This is a genomic window from Paenibacillus sp. FSL M7-1455, assembly GCF_038004655.1.
GTDB lineage: Bacteria > Bacillota > Bacilli > Paenibacillales > Paenibacillaceae > Paenibacillus_AQ > Paenibacillus_AQ cookii.
In genome coordinates, this window is the sequence record NZ_JBBORO010000001.1 from 4,096,483 (window position 1) to 4,113,178 (window position 16,696).

The window sequence follows — 16,696 nt, forward strand, 5'->3', positions numbered from 1 at the left end:
GCAGCCCTCCAGACTTATTACAATTCAAAATTAAAATCGACCAGCTTTTCAGCAATTTCGTTAAACGTGCCCTCGGACTGCTGAAAATAAGCCTCCCAGGTATCCTTGCTCCAAATTTCCACGCGATTGGACACGCCGATGACCACGCATTCCTTCTCGAGTCCGGCGTACCCGCGCAGATTGCCCGGTAAATTTACCCTTCCCTGTTTGTCCCACTCGCATTCCGTCGCTCCCGAGAAAAAGAAGCGGGTAAACGCGCGGGCATCGGATTTCATGAGCGGGAGCGATTTGAGCTTCTGCTCGAGGATGCTCCATTCGTTCATCGGGTAAACGAAAAGACACTGGTCCAAGCCGCGGGTGATGACAAAGGATGCGCCCAAAAGCTCGCGGAATTTGGCAGGAATCGTCAAACGGCCCTTATCGTCGATGCTATGTTGAAACTCCCCCATAAACATTCGGCCACTCAACTCCTTACCCCAAATCCCCACTTTGCACCACTTTCCACCACTTAAGGATACTAGATTCGCCACCCAAAATCAAAATCCTTCCGGGCACTTGCTTTTTTTTGGATATAAAACCAGAAGCCCTTCCCGGAAAAACGGATAAACCCCTTGATCCATAAGGATTCAAGGGGTTTATGGGAATAGAAAAACCGTCCATAAATTTCCTTTTACTCTTGCGTTGTCCAGCTGTCCAAATATGCGATCTGCTCTTTGGTTAACGCATCGATCCCGATGCCCAAGCTTTCCAGCTTGTAGCGGGCTACCTGCTGATCGATTTCCAGCGGCACGTTCAATACCTTGCTGCCGATCGTCTTATAGTTGTCGTTGACGTATTTCAGGGACATCGCCTGCAGCGAGAACGTCATGTCCATGATTTCCGCCGGATGCCCGTCTCCCGCGCCCAGATTGACCAGGCGTCCTTCCGCCAGCAGATACAGCTTGCGCCCGTCCTTCAGCTCGTATTCCTCAATGTTGCGGCGGACGGTCCGGATCGATGCCGCCCGGCTGGCCATGTCCACTTTGTTGACTTCCACGTCGAAGTGGCCGGCGTTGCACAAAATCGCCCCGTCCTTCATGACGTCGAAATGCTCTCCCGCAATCACGTCGCGGTTGCCTGTTACAGTCACGAAGAAATCGCCGTGTTTTGCCGCCTCGATCATCGGCATCACTTCAAAGCCGTCCATATGGGCCTCCACGGCGCGGATCGGGTCGACTTCGGTCACGATGACCTTCGCGCCGAGTCCTTTGGCGCGCATCGCCACCCCTTTGCCGCACCAGCCGTAACCGACGACGACGGCCGTTTTGCCGGCAACGACGAGGTTGGTGGTACGGTTGATCGCATCCCAGACCGATTGCCCCGTGCCGTAACGGTTGTCGAACAGATATTTGCAGTATCCGTCATTTACGGCCACCATCGGCAGCTTCAGCAAACCTTCCTTCTCCAGCGCTTTCAGGCGGATGATGCCCGTCGTCGTTTCTTCCGCCCCGCCGCGGATCGTCGCGAGCAGGTCCGGACGCTCCGAATGCAGGATCGTGACCAGGTCTCCGCCGTCGTCGATGATCAGATCCGGTTTCGTTTCCAGGGCGCGAATGAAAAAGCTTTTGTATTCGTCCGGATCGGGATTGTATTTGGCCAGCACCGTCACGCCGTCTTCCACCAGCGCCGCGCACACGTCGTCCTGCGTGGAAAGCGGATTGCTGCCCGTGATCGTCACTTCGGCGCCTCCCGCCTGCACGACTTTCGCCAAATAGGCGGTTTTGGCTTCCAGGTGAAGCGCAATCGTCACTTTAAGGCCTTTGAACGGCTGCTCCGCTTCGAATTGTTTGCGGATTTGATTCAATACCGGCATATGCGCCGAAGCCCAATCGATTTTCAGATGCCCTTCCGGGGCCAAAGACATATCCTTTACAATGCTGTTTTTCAAGGACAACGTGCTCATGAAAAACCTCCTCGTCGTAAATTGTTTTTCTACATTTCAATGATTTGATGTTCCGCCGCGTAGCGCGTACAGCTGTCCATGAGGTCTTGGATCCATCCGAAGCCGTACCGGTTTATATAGTAGAAAACGTTATAGACCCGCTCCTGGGGTTTGCCGCTCGGGAACAGGGATGCGGCGATCGAGTCCCACTGGCGGAGCGCCGCCTCATGCCGCTTTTCAAGCGCCTGCTTTGTCTTGCGTTCGAGATAGGCGATTTGCTCGAGGATTTTGTCCTTGTTTTTCTCCCCGAGCGGCAGCAGCCCGGACTGGATCGTGCCAAGCTCTTGAATCAGCGGGTCATACAGCTTCTCGAAAGCCGCGCGCGCCTCTTCGAACCTCGGTTCGATATGCAGGTCCGCCTGGGCGTTCAGCCAGCGCTCGCGCGCCTCGGCAAAACGGTGCTGGACGTCCTGGAACGTCAGGCCGAAATGGTCCATGTATTTCCGCACCGATCCGCTAATAAACGTGAAGGACATTCTCGGGAGCAAAATCGGCATCTGCAATCCCAGCCCGGAAAAGGCTCCTTTCGTAATCGCCCAATACGAAATCTCACCCTGTCCGAGCACGGTACACAGCACCGGAAGCAAGGATTCCTGCATGAGCGGCCGCGTCAAAACGTTGTTGCTGAACCGTTCCGGGTGGTTCGCAAGCTCAAGCTCGAGTTGTTCCTTCGTGAAGCTGACGATGCCTTTGCGGTCCGCGAAGGTCCCGTTATGTTTATGCAGCAGCAGCCGGTTTCCTTCATAAACATAAAAAAGATTGGCGCAATCCGCCGTGACGTCGGCCTGAAGCGGATACCCCTTGCCCGTTATGTTCGCGGCGGCGGCTTGATACGTGTCGCCGAGCTCGTCATTGTGCCGGATGATGCGTTCGAAAACGGGGATCTCCAGCCGGCGCAGCTCCGGATCCGCCGAATCCAGCAAAATCAGGCCCCATTCGCCGAACAACCGGCCAAGCAGTTTGGCGAAAGCATCGCTCAAATTGCCGGAGGATTCCGCGGTTTGATGCAGCAGGTCCATGATGGCCGGTTTGTTGACGCTGTCGGGCAGCAGGTTGGCCAAATGGTCCAGCGATCGTTTCCATTGCTCCCCGGTTACCCGGATCTGGCTCACCGGCCCGCGCGGACCTGGAGCCGCGTCCATTTTGATTTTGGCGATTTGAAGTTCCGGCGTCATGACATGGGTATGGTTCACTTCATCCCAGTCATGGTCTTCGCCTGCAATCCAGAATACCGGAACGACGGGACGCTGCAGCCGCTCCGCCGCTTCCCTCGCGGCAAGCACGATGGTCAGCGCCTTATAGACGACAAGCAGCGAACCCGTAAACAGTCCGCTTTGCTGTCCGCCAACGACGGCAAGCGTACCCGCCCGCTCCAGCAAATCGAGCGACTTATGTACCTCTTGATGGTCGTTATGCTTCTTATTGTATTGTCGAAGACAGGCCGCGAGGGCTTTTCTGTCGATGCGGGTTTCTTCGGATGCATCCAGCCATTCCGCGCGGCGCGTCCAGGCCTCTTCGTCGCGGAAATCCGCGCCGTACAGATCCTGTACCTGCGCATAGCGGTTTATATAATCATCTGCAAGAGCCGAGCCGCTCTTCAGCGAATCCGATACTACATTCATGAGGTCTGCCTCCTATTATCGTACCTGTTTGAATCGTTCGTTTAATATGTGCATCCTTGCCAAAAATCTTCCTTGATTGTAACCAAAGATCCAGCATGCGTCAAAGAAATCGGAAGGAAGCTTCCATGCCTCCTGAGCAAATGCTTCCGAAATAGTTACAGTTTCATTATTATAACTCTTCTTTCTCCGGTATGCCATGCCCAAACGAAAAAAAACCGCCGGTTCAAACCGGCGGCAGCCTCATCGAAGCTTAGGCGTAAGGAGCGGCTACCCAATGGCCTTTGGATACTTCCACCAGCCGGGTGTCTTCCTCCGCCGCTGCATTTCCGTCCTTGGCCGAATGGATCGGCCCCGATAATCCGTCGTTCATCACGAGCCGCTTTTTGTTCTCCTCGATTTCCGGATCCGGAATCGGGATCGCCGACAGCAGCGTTTTGGTGTACGGGTGGATCGGGTTGGCATACAGCTCTTCGCTGTCCGCAAGCTCGACCATTTTGCCGAGGTACATGACCGCGACGCGGTCGCTGATATGCTTGACCATGGACAGGTCGTGCGCGATGAACAAATACGTCAAGCCGAGACGGTCCTGCAGCTCCTGCAGCAGGTTGACCACCTGGGCCTGGATGGAGACGTCCAGGGCGGAAATCGGCTCGTCGCAGATGATGAATTTCGGATTGACCGCAAGCGCGCGGGCGATGCCGATCCGTTGGCGCTGGCCCCCCGAAAATTCATGCGGATAACGCGTCGCGTGGTCCGGATTCAAACCGACCATGTCCAGCAGCTCCTCGATCCGCTTCTTCCGTTCCTTGCGGCTTCCCGCCATCTTGTGGATGTCCAGCGCTTCGCCGATGATGTCCGATACGGTAAACCGCGGATTCAGCGATGCATACGGATCCTGGAAAATCATTTGCATGTCGCGGCGCATCGCCTTCATTTTGCTTGGCGACAGCTTGTAGATGTCCGTGCCGTTAAACCGGACGCTTCCGGCGGTCGGCTCGTACAAGCGGAGAATGGTACGGCCGGCCGTCGATTTGCCGCAGCCGGATTCGCCGACCATCCCGAGCGTTTCGCCTTCGCGGATATAGAAGTTGAGATCGTCGACCGCTTTGACGATTTTGCCGTTTCCGACGTTAAAATATTTTTTCAAGCCTTCGACTTCGATCAAATGGTTTTCTTTCATGACGAACGAACCTCCTTCGCCATTTCATGCAGATTCCAGCAGCGCGCCGACTGGGTGTCGCTGAATACCGTTTCGCCCGGGTTGAGGCGCTCGCAGACCTTCATGGCCTCGTCGCAGCGCGCGCAAAACGCGCACCCGATCGGCGGCTTGATCAGATCCGGCGGAGTGCCGATGATCGGAATGAGCGGCTCGTTTTTCTTCTGGTCCAGCCGCGGCATGGAACGAAGCAGCCCTTTCGTATACGGGTGCTGCGGGTTTTTGAATATCTCCCATTTCGTTCCGGTCTCCACCACTTCGCCGGCGTACATGACGATGACGCGGTCGCACATGCCGGCCACGACGCCAAGGTCGTGCGTAATCAAAATGATGGAGGTGCCGAATTTTTTCTGCATATCCTTCATGACGTCCATGATTTGCGCCTGAATCGTCACGTCCAGCGCCGTCGTCGGTTCGTCCGCGATCAGCAGCGCCGGATTGCAGGCCAGCGCGATCGCGATCATGACGCGCTGGCGCATGCCGCCGGAGAACTCGTGCGGGTATTGCCCGAAACGTTCCTCCGGGTTTTTGATGCCGACGAGCTTCAGCATTTCGATGCCGCGCTCCTTGGCTTCGGCTTTCGTCATTTTCTGGTGCTTCATCAGCACTTCCGTGATTTGTCTGCCTACTTTGATCGTAGGGTTGAGGGAAGTCATCGGATCCTGGAAGATCATGCCGATATCTTTGCCGCGGATCGCTTCCATCTCTTTATTTGTCTTTTTCAGGATATCTTCGCCCTGAAAAATGATTTCACCGCTTTTGATTTGGGACGGCGGGGACGGAATGAGGCGCATGATCGTTTGGGCCGTGACGCTTTTTCCGCTACCGGATTCGCCCACGATCGCCACCGTTTCCCCTTTGCCGATTTCGAAGTTCATGCCGCGAACGGCTTTCACCTCTCCGCCCTTGACCTTAAAGGAGACATGCAGGTCTTTTACTTGTAAAATCGGATCCATGATCTCACCTCCTGTTATTTCAGTTTCGGATCGAGCGCATCGCGGAGGCCATCACCGAAAATATTAAACGCAAGCATAGTCAAGCTGATAATGATCGCCGGGAACAGCATCCGCCACGGATAATACATCCAGCCGGTCAACGCGTCGTTGATCATCGAGCCGAGCGACGCTCTTGGCGCCTGCACCCCGAGACCTAGGAAGCTCAGGAAAGCCTCGGAGAAAATCGCGTTCGGCACGGACAACGTCAGCGTGACGATGATCGGTCCCACCGCGTTCGGCAGCAGGTGCCGGAACAGCAGCCGGCCGGAGCCTGCGCCCATGGAACGGGAAGCAAGCACGAATTCCCGGTTCTTGAGCTGCATGATCTCGCCGCGGACGATCCAGGACATGTTGATCCACCCCGTAATCGTCAGGGCCAGAATGATCGTGCCGATGCTTGGTTCAAAGACCACCAGCAGCAAAATCGTTACGAGCATATAAGGAATGGAGTACAATACCTCCGAAAATTTATTCATGATAGCGTCGACGCGTCCGCCGAAATAACCCATGATCCCGCCGTAGATGACGCCGATCAGCAAATCGATCAGTGCCGCGGCCAGACCGACGATGAGGGAAATCCGCGTGCCCATCCAGGTCCGCACGAACATGTCGCGTCCCAAATCGTCGGTGCCGAACCAGTGCTCTTTGGACGGCGGCTGGTTCGTGTTCAGCAGGTCGTTGGTCGAAGAATCGAAATTCGCGAACTTCGGACCGAAAATCGCCGCCAGGACGATGAGCAGCAGCACGACAAGGCTGGCCATCGCCAATTTGTTTTTGCTCAGCCGCTGCCACGCGTCTTTCCATGCCGATATGCTTTCCCGTTGAATGATCTCGGCCTGTTTTTCGTCGACGCCGATTTTCCGGAAGTCCTCCGGCGTCAGCTCGGCGCTCACGCTCGTGAAAGTTGTCTCATTCGCTGCCACCGTTATCCCTCCTTCCCGCCGGTCAATTTAATGCGAGGATCAACCAGCACATAAACGATATCCGTAATGAAACGCGCCAGCATGAGCAGCACGCCGTAGAAAATGGTCACGCCCATGATCATCGTGTAATCCCGGTTCGTGATGCACTCGACGAACACTTTGCCGATGCCGCCGATGCCGAAGATTTGTTCGATGACGACCGAACCCGTAATGATGTTGGCGGTCATCGGACCGATGTAGGTCACCACCGGCAAAATGCCGTTGCGGATGACGTGTCTGAACATGATCGCCATCCAGTTCAGGCCTTTCGCCTTGGCTGTCTTGATATAGTCGGCATGCAGCACTTCAAGCATGCTGGAACGCGTCAAACGCGCGATAAAGGCAATCGGTTGCGCAGACAAAGCCGCGACGGGCAGCACATAATCGAGCGGGCCGTCGAAGCCCATGACATGGAACCATCCGAGCTTTTCGCCGAATATAAACTGGATGAGGGACGCAAGCACGAAGCTTGGTACCGCGATTCCCAAAACGGCAAGGATCATGGCCACGTTGTCAATCAGCTTTCGGTGGTACAGGGCCGCGAGCATCCCGAGCAAGATCCCGATGATGACCGATATGACGATCGCGATCAGGCCGAGCTTCAGGGAAGCCGAGAAGGTTTGCAAAATGATATCCGTAACCTCTTGGTTTTGGTGTTTCATCGATATGCCGAAATCCCCCGTGGCAATATCGCCCAAATATTTAAAATATTGCACATATACCGGTTTATCGAGACCGTACTGCTCCATGAGACGGGCTTGGATCTCAGGCGGAACCTTTTTCTCGGACATAAAAGGATCCCCAGGTATGGCTTTCATCAGAAAAAAGGTGGCTGATATCAAAATGAACAACGACACCAGCATGTAAAAGAACTTGTTGGCTACATAACGAACCATGCCCGATTTAACCCTCCCCGCATTTTTTTCTACATTTTTCGACAATTATCGATATAATTCGATTTTAAAGAATCCGAGGCGCTTTTGTCCAATCTATTTATTACTAATTGAAGAAATATCTACCTCAAGCATATCCCATGCAAAAAAAACGGGATATATATGGATGATCCACATATATATCCCGAATTACCTTCCCATTTTACACTAACATTTACTCGAAATAAGCGCGCGTAAAGTCTACGCCACCCGCGTAATCGATAATTACACCTTTAAGGTTCGGTTTGATCAGTGCTACGTTGGTGTAATAGTAAATCGGTAACAGCACTTGTTGATCCTGAATCAAAAGTTTTTCAGCTTTGACGAAATCATCCATGCGTTTTGCGTTGTCGGAGGAAGCCAAAGCATCGCTGACAAGCGCGTCGTATTCTTTGTTTTTGAAGCCGATGTCGTTGTTGCCGCTCTTCGAAGTCCACAGGTCAAAGAACGTCATCGGATCGTTGTAGTCCGGGCTCCAGCCGGCGCGTGCGATTTGGTAGTTCAGGCTTCTGCGGTTTTTAAGGAACACGCCCCATTCCTGGTTTTCCGTCTGAACGGTCACGCCGAGGTTTTTCTTCCACATGTCCGCCACGGCCAGAGCGATTTTTTTATGCTTTTCGCTGGAGTTGTAGATCAAGGTCACTGGCGGAAGCGTCGTGTAGCCTTCTTCCTTCATGCCTTCCTGCAGCAGTTTTTTCGCTTCGTCCATGTTTTCGGTGAAATAGTCGTCTTTATGCTCCGTGCGGAATTCTTCCTTTTCGCCCGCAATGCCCGGAGGAACGAATCCGAAAGCCGGCTTTTCTTCGCTTTGCGTCACTTTGTCGACGATTTCTTGACGGCTGATCGCCATGGCAAAAGCTTTGCGGATTTTCGCGTTGTCGAACGGCTTCGCGGTTACGTTGAACTGATAGTAGTACACGCTGCCGATCGGTTTCAGGTTCAGCTCGTTTTGCAGTTGTTTTTTCACGGCAGGCATTTGGTCGGTAGGAATTTCGCCGTTCGGCATGCCCGCGTAATCCAACTGGCCGCTTCTGTAGCTGGAAAGCTCGGTCGCGCCGCTGTTGGAAAGGGACATCGTGATTTTGTTCAGCTTAATGTCCTTGTTGTCCCAGTAGTTCGCGTTTTTCGATACTTCGATTTTTTGCCCGGTTGTCCAAGTCGTGAGCGTGAAAGGACCGTTCGAGATCATCGTTTTTGGATCCGCGGCCCATTTCGGGTTATCCTTCACCGATTGGTGAACCGGATAGAACGTGTAAAACGAAGTCAGGCCCAGGAAATAAGGCGTAGGGTTTTTCAGCGTGACTTCCAGCGTATGGTCGTCGGTCGCTTTGACGCCTACCTGGCTGAAATCGGTCATTTTTTTGTTGTTGTACTCTTCGGCACCTTTAATGTAATACAGCTGATATGCGTAAGGCGGAGCTGGAGTCGTGTTCGGATCGAGCACGCGCTGCCAAGCAAAGACGAAGTCCTTCGCCGTTACCGGGTCGCCATTGCTCCATTTCGCATCTTTGCGGAGGTGGAAAACATACTTCAGTCCATCGGAAGAAATATCCCATTTTTCGGCTACGCCAGGGACTGGTTTGCTGTTTTCATCCAAGCGGACCAGGCCTTCGTACATCATGTTGAGCACGGTATGAGCCTGGGAATCTTGCGCTTGCGCCGGATCGAACGTCGGCGGTTCTGCGCTGAGGTTCATGTGGAGTATTTGATCTTTGGCAGCGGAGGCGTTTTCCTTGGAGCCGCCGCCGGCATTCTTCGAGCCGCAGCCCGCAAGAACGGTTCCCACAACAAGGAGCATCGTTAGTAGGGTTAATAGTGTTTTCCTTCTCATGATGTAGTCCCCCTAAGGTTATTAAGTGTATGGTAAATGATTATACAACCAGTGTTCAAAAAAATCTATACCCAACACCAAAGTTAACACCTTGAATATCTAAGCATGATGCCGTTGTGGTCATTTTTATTTCTGCATATTTTCTAAGACATTGTTATGAATATGTATTTAACGATCCCAATAATTGTAAATAAAAGATAACTGAAGCTCATGATGACAAAAGACATCCGCCAGATCAGCTTTGCCATTTTTTGGACGTCGACCCGGCCTTTGAGGCGGTTCTGCGCGCTGCCCACAAGGCCGACGCCAATCAGCAAAAGCAGCAAAATGAGATAAAAACCGAAGCTGGAATTAAAAGTCAAATTAAAGAGCGCCGAAACCGAGATGATCAGGAACAGGGTCGTGACATCCATGGCCACTTTCAGGGAAGCTTTTTTGTTATGTTTCCACCGGTAGTGGGTAAAGTATACGAGCAAAAAAGGAAAAAACGGGAGAATGCTCAAAAAGATAAACGAATTTTTCAGGAAATCCAAATGAATCACTCCTCTCGAATCGACAGCCCTTTCACCAAACCGACCATAAGCTCATGAAGCGGAGCCCGCACGCCGGCCTGGTTCGCCAAACCGATCACCGCCCCGTTGATCCAGTCGATTTCGGTTTCCGCCCCGTTTCTGACATCCTTCAGCATCGACGAGATATTGCCGGCCGTGGCCCTGCAAACCTCCAGAATCTGGTCCCAAATGTCTTCTTCCCAAGCGATTCCGGATGCATCGTAAACGGCGAGCGCCTCTTGAAGCAGCATGCTCATCGTCCGCAATCGTTCGGATGAAGAGAGCAGTTCCCCGTTCGGAACATTCCACAGCGCGGTAAGCGGATTGATGACCGAATTGACCAACAGTTTACGGTAAATTCTTCTATCGATGTCATTCGCTAAAACTGCCGAAAATCCTGCTTTTTGCAGCATTTGGACCAATTCTTCGGGACGTTCCTCCATATGGCGCGCGTGCTCCCGTCCGGCCGGTCCGAGCCATGTCGTTCCCGCTCCTGCATGCACCACTTCGCAGGCGTCCGCCCGCTTGGCGCCCTCCGTCGTCACCGCCGCATACAGCGGCCAGCCGGGAAGCAGCTTTTCCAGCTTTTCCATATGCCCGTATCCGTTTTGGAAACAAACCACGCCCGGCGGATGATCCGTCGCCCGTTTTCCCGATGCCAGCCTGCCGGCCGACATCCGGCACGCTTCTTCGGTGTCTTTTTGTTTGGTCATAAGCAAAATCCAGCGTCCCGGCCTTGCGGTCCACGCCTCGGCAAACCCTTCCAACGGGCCCGCGAAAAAAGAGCCGGCTTTCGCTTGACTCTCGGTCCCTCCGTCCGCATCCCGAATCGTGATGCCCCGGGAAGCAAGCTTGGCCGCTTGCTCCGGCGTCCGGCACCATAACCGCACGTCGGCGCCTGCCGCCGCAAGTTTTCCGCCGTATAAAAGGCCGAGGGAGCCGCCCCCGATCAAATCGATCATCATCGTTTACCCCACCTGCTTGTCCTGTTTGTGTGTGTGCAGGGAACATGCCGTTCCTGCTACCGTCATTATATCCCATGGCCGCTCCCCGAAACGAGAAAAAAGTCTGATGCTTCTTCAGCACAGACTTCTTCGGTCTCCCCTTGCCGCGAAAATACCCGTTCGGCGCTGTTTTGACCCCAGCGGTTCCGGACGGGTGCTTCGGGTGACGGCTTGATGATGTTAACGCCTATTCAATCCGTTCAAGATTGCCGTTTGCGTCCATTTTAAAGCGGGTTTTCAGCTCTTCCTCTTCCTCGGTCAAGAAAGCAAGCCGACGCGCCCGGTCCATGATTTGGATCAGCGCCTTGTAATCGTCATTGACAACCCGGTAGTCCGTCTGGACCTCGTTCACTTCCTTGCTCAGCTGCTCGTTGATTCTTCTCAAATGGGCGATTTCTTCTTCTTTTTCGCGAAGCTCCTTCTCGAGCATTTTCAGCTGGCGGCCGTTCTCCTGCAAATTCCCCTTCCATTGGCGCAAAAAGCGGATGACGGCATCAATCGACAGCGACTCCTCGCTTGCGCCTTCCACTTTGTAATAACCGGCTTCGGCTTCGAGTCCCAGGCCCGCAACCTGAAGCCCGGTATTGGCGGGTTGTTTTTTGTAATAGCTTCGTTTTTGCCGCTGCGATTTCGCCAGGCTGATGGCTTCCTCGTACTTTTTGCGGACGCAGCTGTTCCAGCGGAATCCGCAAGCGGCGGGAGTTCTGCCGATTTTTTCGCCGACCTCTTCAAATGCGGCCAGCTGCGTGCTCCCCTCGCGGATATGCCTTAAGGTCACCTCCGCCAAAATAAGATCGTCTTCGGCACTCCACGCATCTTGTCTTACTGCTGTCATGCAACAAAACCCTCCTAACAACATCCTAAAATAACCGTCCTCAAACCCTTTGGTTTCCGTATGGTTTGATGAGGTATTACAGCTGCTTATTTCCATTTCTATGCTTCTCATAGAGTTCATAGAATCTATTTGATACTAAATTGTATTGCCAAATTTTAAGGGGCTCATACTCCTTCTGCCGGAAATTTGACTCTGCTTGCCGCTCCTTGAATACTTTCCATATCAATGATCACAATAAGGATGACGGAAGGAAAAAAGTTCACAATTGTTCATGACTTTTCGTTTACACCCTTTTGGGATAACGTTATAATGATGTGTAGTAAAGCTACGACCGTACATAAGAGAGGGGGATACCTGCATGGCACGCATGTTTCGAGTACTTGGCTTCTTTACGCTCGCGATCGGTTTGATGGCATATGCCGGAGACATGGTGGAGATGGCGCTGCTCTTTTTCGTGCAAACTGCCTTTTTCATGATTTTGGGTTATCTGAAATTTACGGAAAAAACCTATATTTACCTCTTCTGGGCCTACATGATCGTGACATTCACCGGTTTCAGCTACTGGACAGTCTTCAAAATGGGTCTGCCGCTGTAATTCGGTTCCCGATCAATCGGTATGAAGAATGATCAAAAAGAGACGATCCGACACCGTTGCCGGACCGTCTTTTTTCTTTGCTTCCCGTCCTTTTGCACTCGGGCCGCCAAGGCGCAACTTTCATTTTTGATCCGGTCGAAGCCTCGATCGGGATTATGAAATGGACTGCCCATGCATATAGTTGACAATGGGACTGGCAATCACGTTGTTTTAGGTCTTGCCTGGAGGGGGGAAAATCTGTGAAGGGCATCTTGAGGCAAAAACGGCTGTTGGTTCTGATCGTGCCGATTTTGCTCCTCTCCCTGCTGCATCCGCAGCGGACGCTACTAGCTGACCCCGGAATTCCGGAGGATGCGGAGCAGCAGCAATTGCTGCAAAAAGGGCTTTCGATCGTGGAAATCGACCATGAAATCGAGCGGATCGCAAGCCGGCAGGGAAAAACGCAAAAAGAAATCGACGAGCTTCAAATCCAGCTCGAAGAGAAAGAAAAACAAATCGAAAGCCGTCAAGAACGGGCGGGCGCCGTCGTCAGGGCTTATTATATGGGCGAAAGGGACAATCTGCTCGCCATGTTTTTGTCGGCCCAAAGCATCGGCGAACTTCTCGAAATATACGACTTTTACGACATGATCATGGATCAGGACAAAACGGTGCTGGATGCTTATCGGTCCCAGTACGCCGGCATTCAGGAAACGAAACGGCGGCTTGAGGATTCCTATCGCCAGCTGGAACAAATCAAAAACAATCTCATACGCCAGAAAGAACGCGTGCTTGCGCTCCAAAAGGAGCTAGACGGCGATCTGGCCGACAGCAGCGATCCGGAAGCGATGAAAAAAATGATTTCGGAGTTTACGGCCTATTGGGAAAACATCGGGATTTACGAGGTGAAGCGTTACTTCTCGGCGCTTGCGTCGGCCATGAACGATTTGCCCGAATTTATCCAGAGCAAAAAAGGCGCCATTCGGACGAACGGCACCACGTATACGATCGAAGTCCAGGAAAAAGACCTGAACGAATTTCTGGTCAGCAAAAACGAGCTTTTCAAAAATTTCGCTTTCCGTTTCCGGGACGGCAAAGTGGTGGCGGAAGGAAAAAGCGGCACGTTGACCCTGCAGGTCGAAGGGCATTACAGCATCGAAAACGAACCCGAAAACTCGATCCTGTTCCATGTCGACAAGCTCGTGTTCAACGGACTGGAGCTGCCCGACACGACCTGCCGCCAGCTCGAAAGCGAATTCGACCTCGGCTTTTATCCGCAGCAAATCGTATCGTTCGTCAAAGCGACGGAAGTCAGCAGTACGGATCAGGTTCTGCATGTGACCTTAAAGCTGTCCATGTAGATTGCCTCGGAGACATCATTCCGAAGCTTTTTCATTCGGGCGTCCGCCCATGGCCTCCCTGTACTGCACGTCGGTGCTTTTACCGGAAAGGAAAAGCTTCGCGGCAGCCGCAAAATCGTTCCATTTCGACTGCAGCGAACGGTCCAAAGCCCCGCCTTCGCTTGGCTGCAGCAGACGGTCGAGCGAAAGCGGCGGTGTGGCCGGCGGGAAACCGTCCTGCGCATACACTTTTTTACGGACCGGCAAATATCCCGTGGAATCCGTCCACAGGTTCAGGGACGTATCCGACGTCATATAGGCGATCCAGCCGGCGGCTTTGCCGGGATCCTCGATCTGCGAGGATACGGCGAAGGACCGCCCGCGCAGCAAAAACGGATTGGCCGCGTACAGCCGCTCCGGCACCCGGAACCCCATACGATCCACGTTCGCCTGGGAGGCAGCAGAGTAAGGTACGGACATCAAGGCAAGTCCCCCTTCGCTGAGGCTCGACCAGGCTTTTGGCATGTCGCCGCTTGGGATGAACCGGATGGAGGGCCGGAGTTTCATGATGGCTTCCATCGCTTCGTCCGAAGGATTGACCGGATTCTCCGTCCCGAAAGCCCCCATGAAAGCCGCAAAAGCATACGCGTCCCCCGAAGGAAGGGCGATCGTTTGTTTATCCTTGCGGCTTTCCAGCTTGGCGGCAAATTCCTTCCATTCCTTGTCTCCCGGCAAGGCGTCGCCGCTCCCCGGCAAAGCAGCTTGCCTCCGCCAAACCAGCACGTAAGGGTCCATGTCCAGCGGCACGCCCCACTGATAACCGTTCCATTCAAGCATTTGGGAAACCGGGCTGATGACGTCGCTCCCCGTCGTGCTGCTCTGATAGGATTCTGCAGGCAATATGTAACCGCCGAGCGCCAGCGGATGGATCCACGGACTGTTGACCAGCATGATATCCGGCCCTTCGCCGACCTTCAGCGCTGCCGTCAGCTGTCGGTAGGCGTCGGCATCCGGCATGTTTTTCAGTTCGACCTGTATTCCGGTTTCGCTGACGAAAGCCTTGTTCAAATCGAGCAATGTATTGAAATCGGATTCATTGACATGGGTGACGACCCGGATCGGCTTGGGGTCCGTATCCTCCGGCGAGGCAGGCTGCGGATTCCAGACGCTCGTTTTTCTCTCTTCGCCGCGGCTGCTGTCGGACGTCAAATTTTGGCCCTGCGACAAGCTCGTCAATGACAGCAGCAGGATGGCAAACAAAAACCAGTAATTTTTCCGCTTCAAATCAGCCCCGCCTCCTCGGAGAATTGCTTCATCCACCACTCATAGTTTATCAAAAAGGTAGGGCGCTTGTCCTACTTTTTGTTGGAAATGATTGACTCTTCCCGTTCAACATGATCAAAAGCCCTGGATCCTATGCTCCATGACGGGCAGATGATCCAGGACTTTATGCCGCTTTGCATTCCTCTACAGCAAATCCGCCGCCAATTGGGCCAGTTTGGAGCGTTCCCCTTTTTCGAGCGTAATATGACCGCTGATGTTTTCGGCTTTGAACTTTTCGACGATATAAGTCAGGCCGTTGCTGGATGCGTCCAGATACGGGTGGTCGATCTGTTCGGGATCGCCCATCAGGATGATTTTGCTTCCTTCCCCGACCCGGGATACGATCGTTTTGACTTCATGCCGGGACAAATTTTGCGCTTCGTCCACGATGATAAACTGCCCCGGGATGGACCGGCCGCGGATGTAGGTCAACGCCTCGACTTGGATGCTGCCGAGCCCCATCAGGATTTTGTCGATGTCGCCCGATTTTTTCGTATCGAACAAAAACTCCAGGTTGTCGTAAATCGGCTGCATCCATGGACGCAGCTTCTCGTCCTTTTCCCCGGGGAGATATCCGATATCCTTGCCCATCGGCACGACGGGCCTGGCGATCAGCAGTTTTTTGTACTTGTGCTCGTCTTCCACTTTCATCAGCCCCGCCGCCAGCGCCAGCAGCGTCTTCCCCGTGCCCGCCTTACCCGTGATGGTGACGAGCGGAATGTCGTCGTTCAGCAGCAGCTCCAGGGCCATGCGCTGCTGGGCGTTTCGGGCGCATATGCCCCACACGGGGTCGTTGCTCAAATACAGCGGCTCCAGCCGGGTGCCCTCGGCATTCACCTTTAACAACGCCGATTTCGTGCTGCCCATTTCATCCTTGAGAATGACGAATTCATGCGGATGAAGCGGATAGGAAAGCTGGAGCGGCTTGACCGGCAAAAAGCGGTACGAATAAAATTCGTCGATCACCGACGGATGCACCTTCAGCTTGAGGTTGCCTGCGTAAAGATCGTCCGGTCCCGCCGTCCGGTCCGACAAATAATCCTGCGTATTGAGGCCCAGCACGTCGGCTTTAATCCGGACCAGCACGTCCTTGCTGACGAGCACGACTTCGGAGGGATCCTCTTTTTCGCCCTCTTCCATATGATAATTCAAGGCCACGGCGAGTATGCGGTTGTCGTTGGTAATTTCCCCGAACATCTCCTGCACCTTGAGAAAACTTCGATGATTCAGTTCCACCTTCAGGCGGCCGCCGTTGTATAATTCAACCCCGCTGTGCAGATGCCCGACTTCCCGCAGCTGATCGAGCAAGCGCGACACGGTCCGCGCATTGCGGCCGATTTCGTCCGCATTGCGTTTTTTGGAATCGATCTCTTCCAGCACCACCGCGGGAATGACGACTTCATGCTCGTCGAAAGCATAAATCGCTTTGGGGTCGTGAAGCAGCACATTGGTATCGAGCACAAAAATTTTTCTCATACTTTCTCCCTCCACCAAACTCATAATGAACACATAAATTATTCCGTCATGGAC

At 53.4% G+C, this 16,696-nt stretch carries 15 protein-coding genes; 2 read left to right on the top strand and 13 right to left on the bottom strand.

Translation table 11 applies throughout. The features are described 5' to 3' along the window. Window positions 1-17: 17 nt before the first annotated feature. From mraZ to NYE48_RS19010, 11 genes are all read right to left on the bottom strand, one after another. Complete coding sequence (gene mraZ, locus NYE48_RS18960; RefSeq protein ID WP_036713507.1) at window positions 18-455, bottom strand: division/cell wall cluster transcriptional repressor MraZ; 438 nt, start codon at window positions 453-455, stop codon at window positions 18-20. 215 nt (window positions 456-670) lie between these two features. Further along, complete coding sequence (locus NYE48_RS18965; RefSeq protein WP_340999699.1) at window positions 671-1,942, bottom strand: adenosylhomocysteinase; 1,272 nt, start codon at window positions 1,940-1,942, stop codon at window positions 671-673. A 29-nt stretch (window positions 1,943-1,971) separates the two neighbouring features. Continuing rightward, window positions 1,972-3,603 (bottom strand): bacillithiol biosynthesis cysteine-adding enzyme BshC, encoded by a 1,632-nt coding sequence (bshC, locus tag NYE48_RS18970; RefSeq protein ID WP_340999700.1) that lies wholly within the window; start codon window positions 3,601-3,603, stop codon window positions 1,972-1,974. A 250-nt stretch (window positions 3,604-3,853) separates the two neighbouring features. Further along, window positions 3,854-4,783: an ABC transporter ATP-binding protein gene (locus NYE48_RS18975; protein WP_036713511.1), complete on the bottom strand. Its 930-nt coding sequence runs from the start codon at window positions 4,781-4,783 to the stop codon at window positions 3,854-3,856. Continuing rightward, window positions 4,780-5,775, bottom strand: a complete 996-nt coding sequence (locus NYE48_RS18980; protein ID WP_036713512.1) for an ABC transporter ATP-binding protein — start codon at window positions 5,773-5,775, stop codon at window positions 4,780-4,782. Before NYE48_RS18980 ends, NYE48_RS18975 begins: the two co-directional genes overlap by 4 nt. Window positions 5,776-5,789: 14 nt before the next feature. Beyond that, window positions 5,790-6,737 carry an ABC transporter permease gene (locus tag NYE48_RS18985; protein WP_340999701.1) on the bottom strand — a complete coding sequence of 316 codons (948 nt, stop codon included), beginning with the start codon at window positions 6,735-6,737 and terminating at the stop codon, window positions 5,790-5,792. Window positions 6,738-6,739: 2 nt separating this feature from the next. Then, window positions 6,740-7,672 (bottom strand): ABC transporter permease, encoded by a 933-nt coding sequence (locus NYE48_RS18990; RefSeq protein WP_212947170.1) that lies wholly within the window; start codon window positions 7,670-7,672, stop codon window positions 6,740-6,742. A gap of 211 nt (window positions 7,673-7,883) precedes the next feature. After that, complete coding sequence (locus tag NYE48_RS18995; RefSeq protein WP_212947171.1) at window positions 7,884-9,539, bottom strand: peptide ABC transporter substrate-binding protein; 1,656 nt, start codon at window positions 9,537-9,539, stop codon at window positions 7,884-7,886. A gap of 143 nt (window positions 9,540-9,682) precedes the next feature. After that, window positions 9,683-10,072 carry a DUF3397 domain-containing protein gene (locus tag NYE48_RS19000; RefSeq protein WP_212947172.1) on the bottom strand — a complete coding sequence of 130 codons (390 nt, stop codon included), beginning with the start codon at window positions 10,070-10,072 and terminating at the stop codon, window positions 9,683-9,685. A 5-nt stretch (window positions 10,073-10,077) separates the two neighbouring features. After that, window positions 10,078-11,055, bottom strand: coding sequence for a ketopantoate reductase family protein (locus NYE48_RS19005; RefSeq protein WP_340999702.1), 978 nt, complete (start codon window positions 11,053-11,055; stop codon window positions 10,078-10,080). A gap of 226 nt (window positions 11,056-11,281) precedes the next feature. Next, complete coding sequence (locus NYE48_RS19010; RefSeq protein ID WP_036713520.1) at window positions 11,282-11,929, bottom strand: RsfA family transcriptional regulator; 648 nt, start codon at window positions 11,927-11,929, stop codon at window positions 11,282-11,284. 358 nt (window positions 11,930-12,287) lie between these two features. Between NYE48_RS19010 and NYE48_RS19015 the strand changes: the two genes are divergently transcribed. Beyond that, complete coding sequence (locus NYE48_RS19015) at window positions 12,288-12,524, top strand: DUF2626 domain-containing protein (protein WP_036713522.1); 237 nt, start codon at window positions 12,288-12,290, stop codon at window positions 12,522-12,524. Between the two features lie 239 nt (window positions 12,525-12,763). Further along, a complete protein-coding gene (locus NYE48_RS19020; protein ID WP_246536514.1) occupies window positions 12,764-13,864 on the top strand; it encodes a coiled-coil domain-containing protein in 1,101 nt (366 codons plus the stop codon). A gap of 15 nt (window positions 13,865-13,879) precedes the next feature. Here the strand turns inward: NYE48_RS19020 and NYE48_RS19025 are convergent, their stop codons facing one another. Together NYE48_RS19025 and NYE48_RS19030 are read right to left on the bottom strand one after the other, a co-directional pair. Then, on the bottom strand, window positions 13,880-15,127 hold the full coding sequence (locus tag NYE48_RS19025; protein ID WP_212947174.1) for an extracellular solute-binding protein: 1,248 nt from the start codon (window positions 15,125-15,127) through the stop codon (window positions 13,880-13,882). Between the two features lie 183 nt (window positions 15,128-15,310). Then, window positions 15,311-16,642: a PhoH family protein gene (locus NYE48_RS19030; RefSeq protein ID WP_036713526.1), complete on the bottom strand. Its 1,332-nt coding sequence runs from the start codon at window positions 16,640-16,642 to the stop codon at window positions 15,311-15,313. Window positions 16,643-16,696 lie beyond the last annotated feature (54 nt).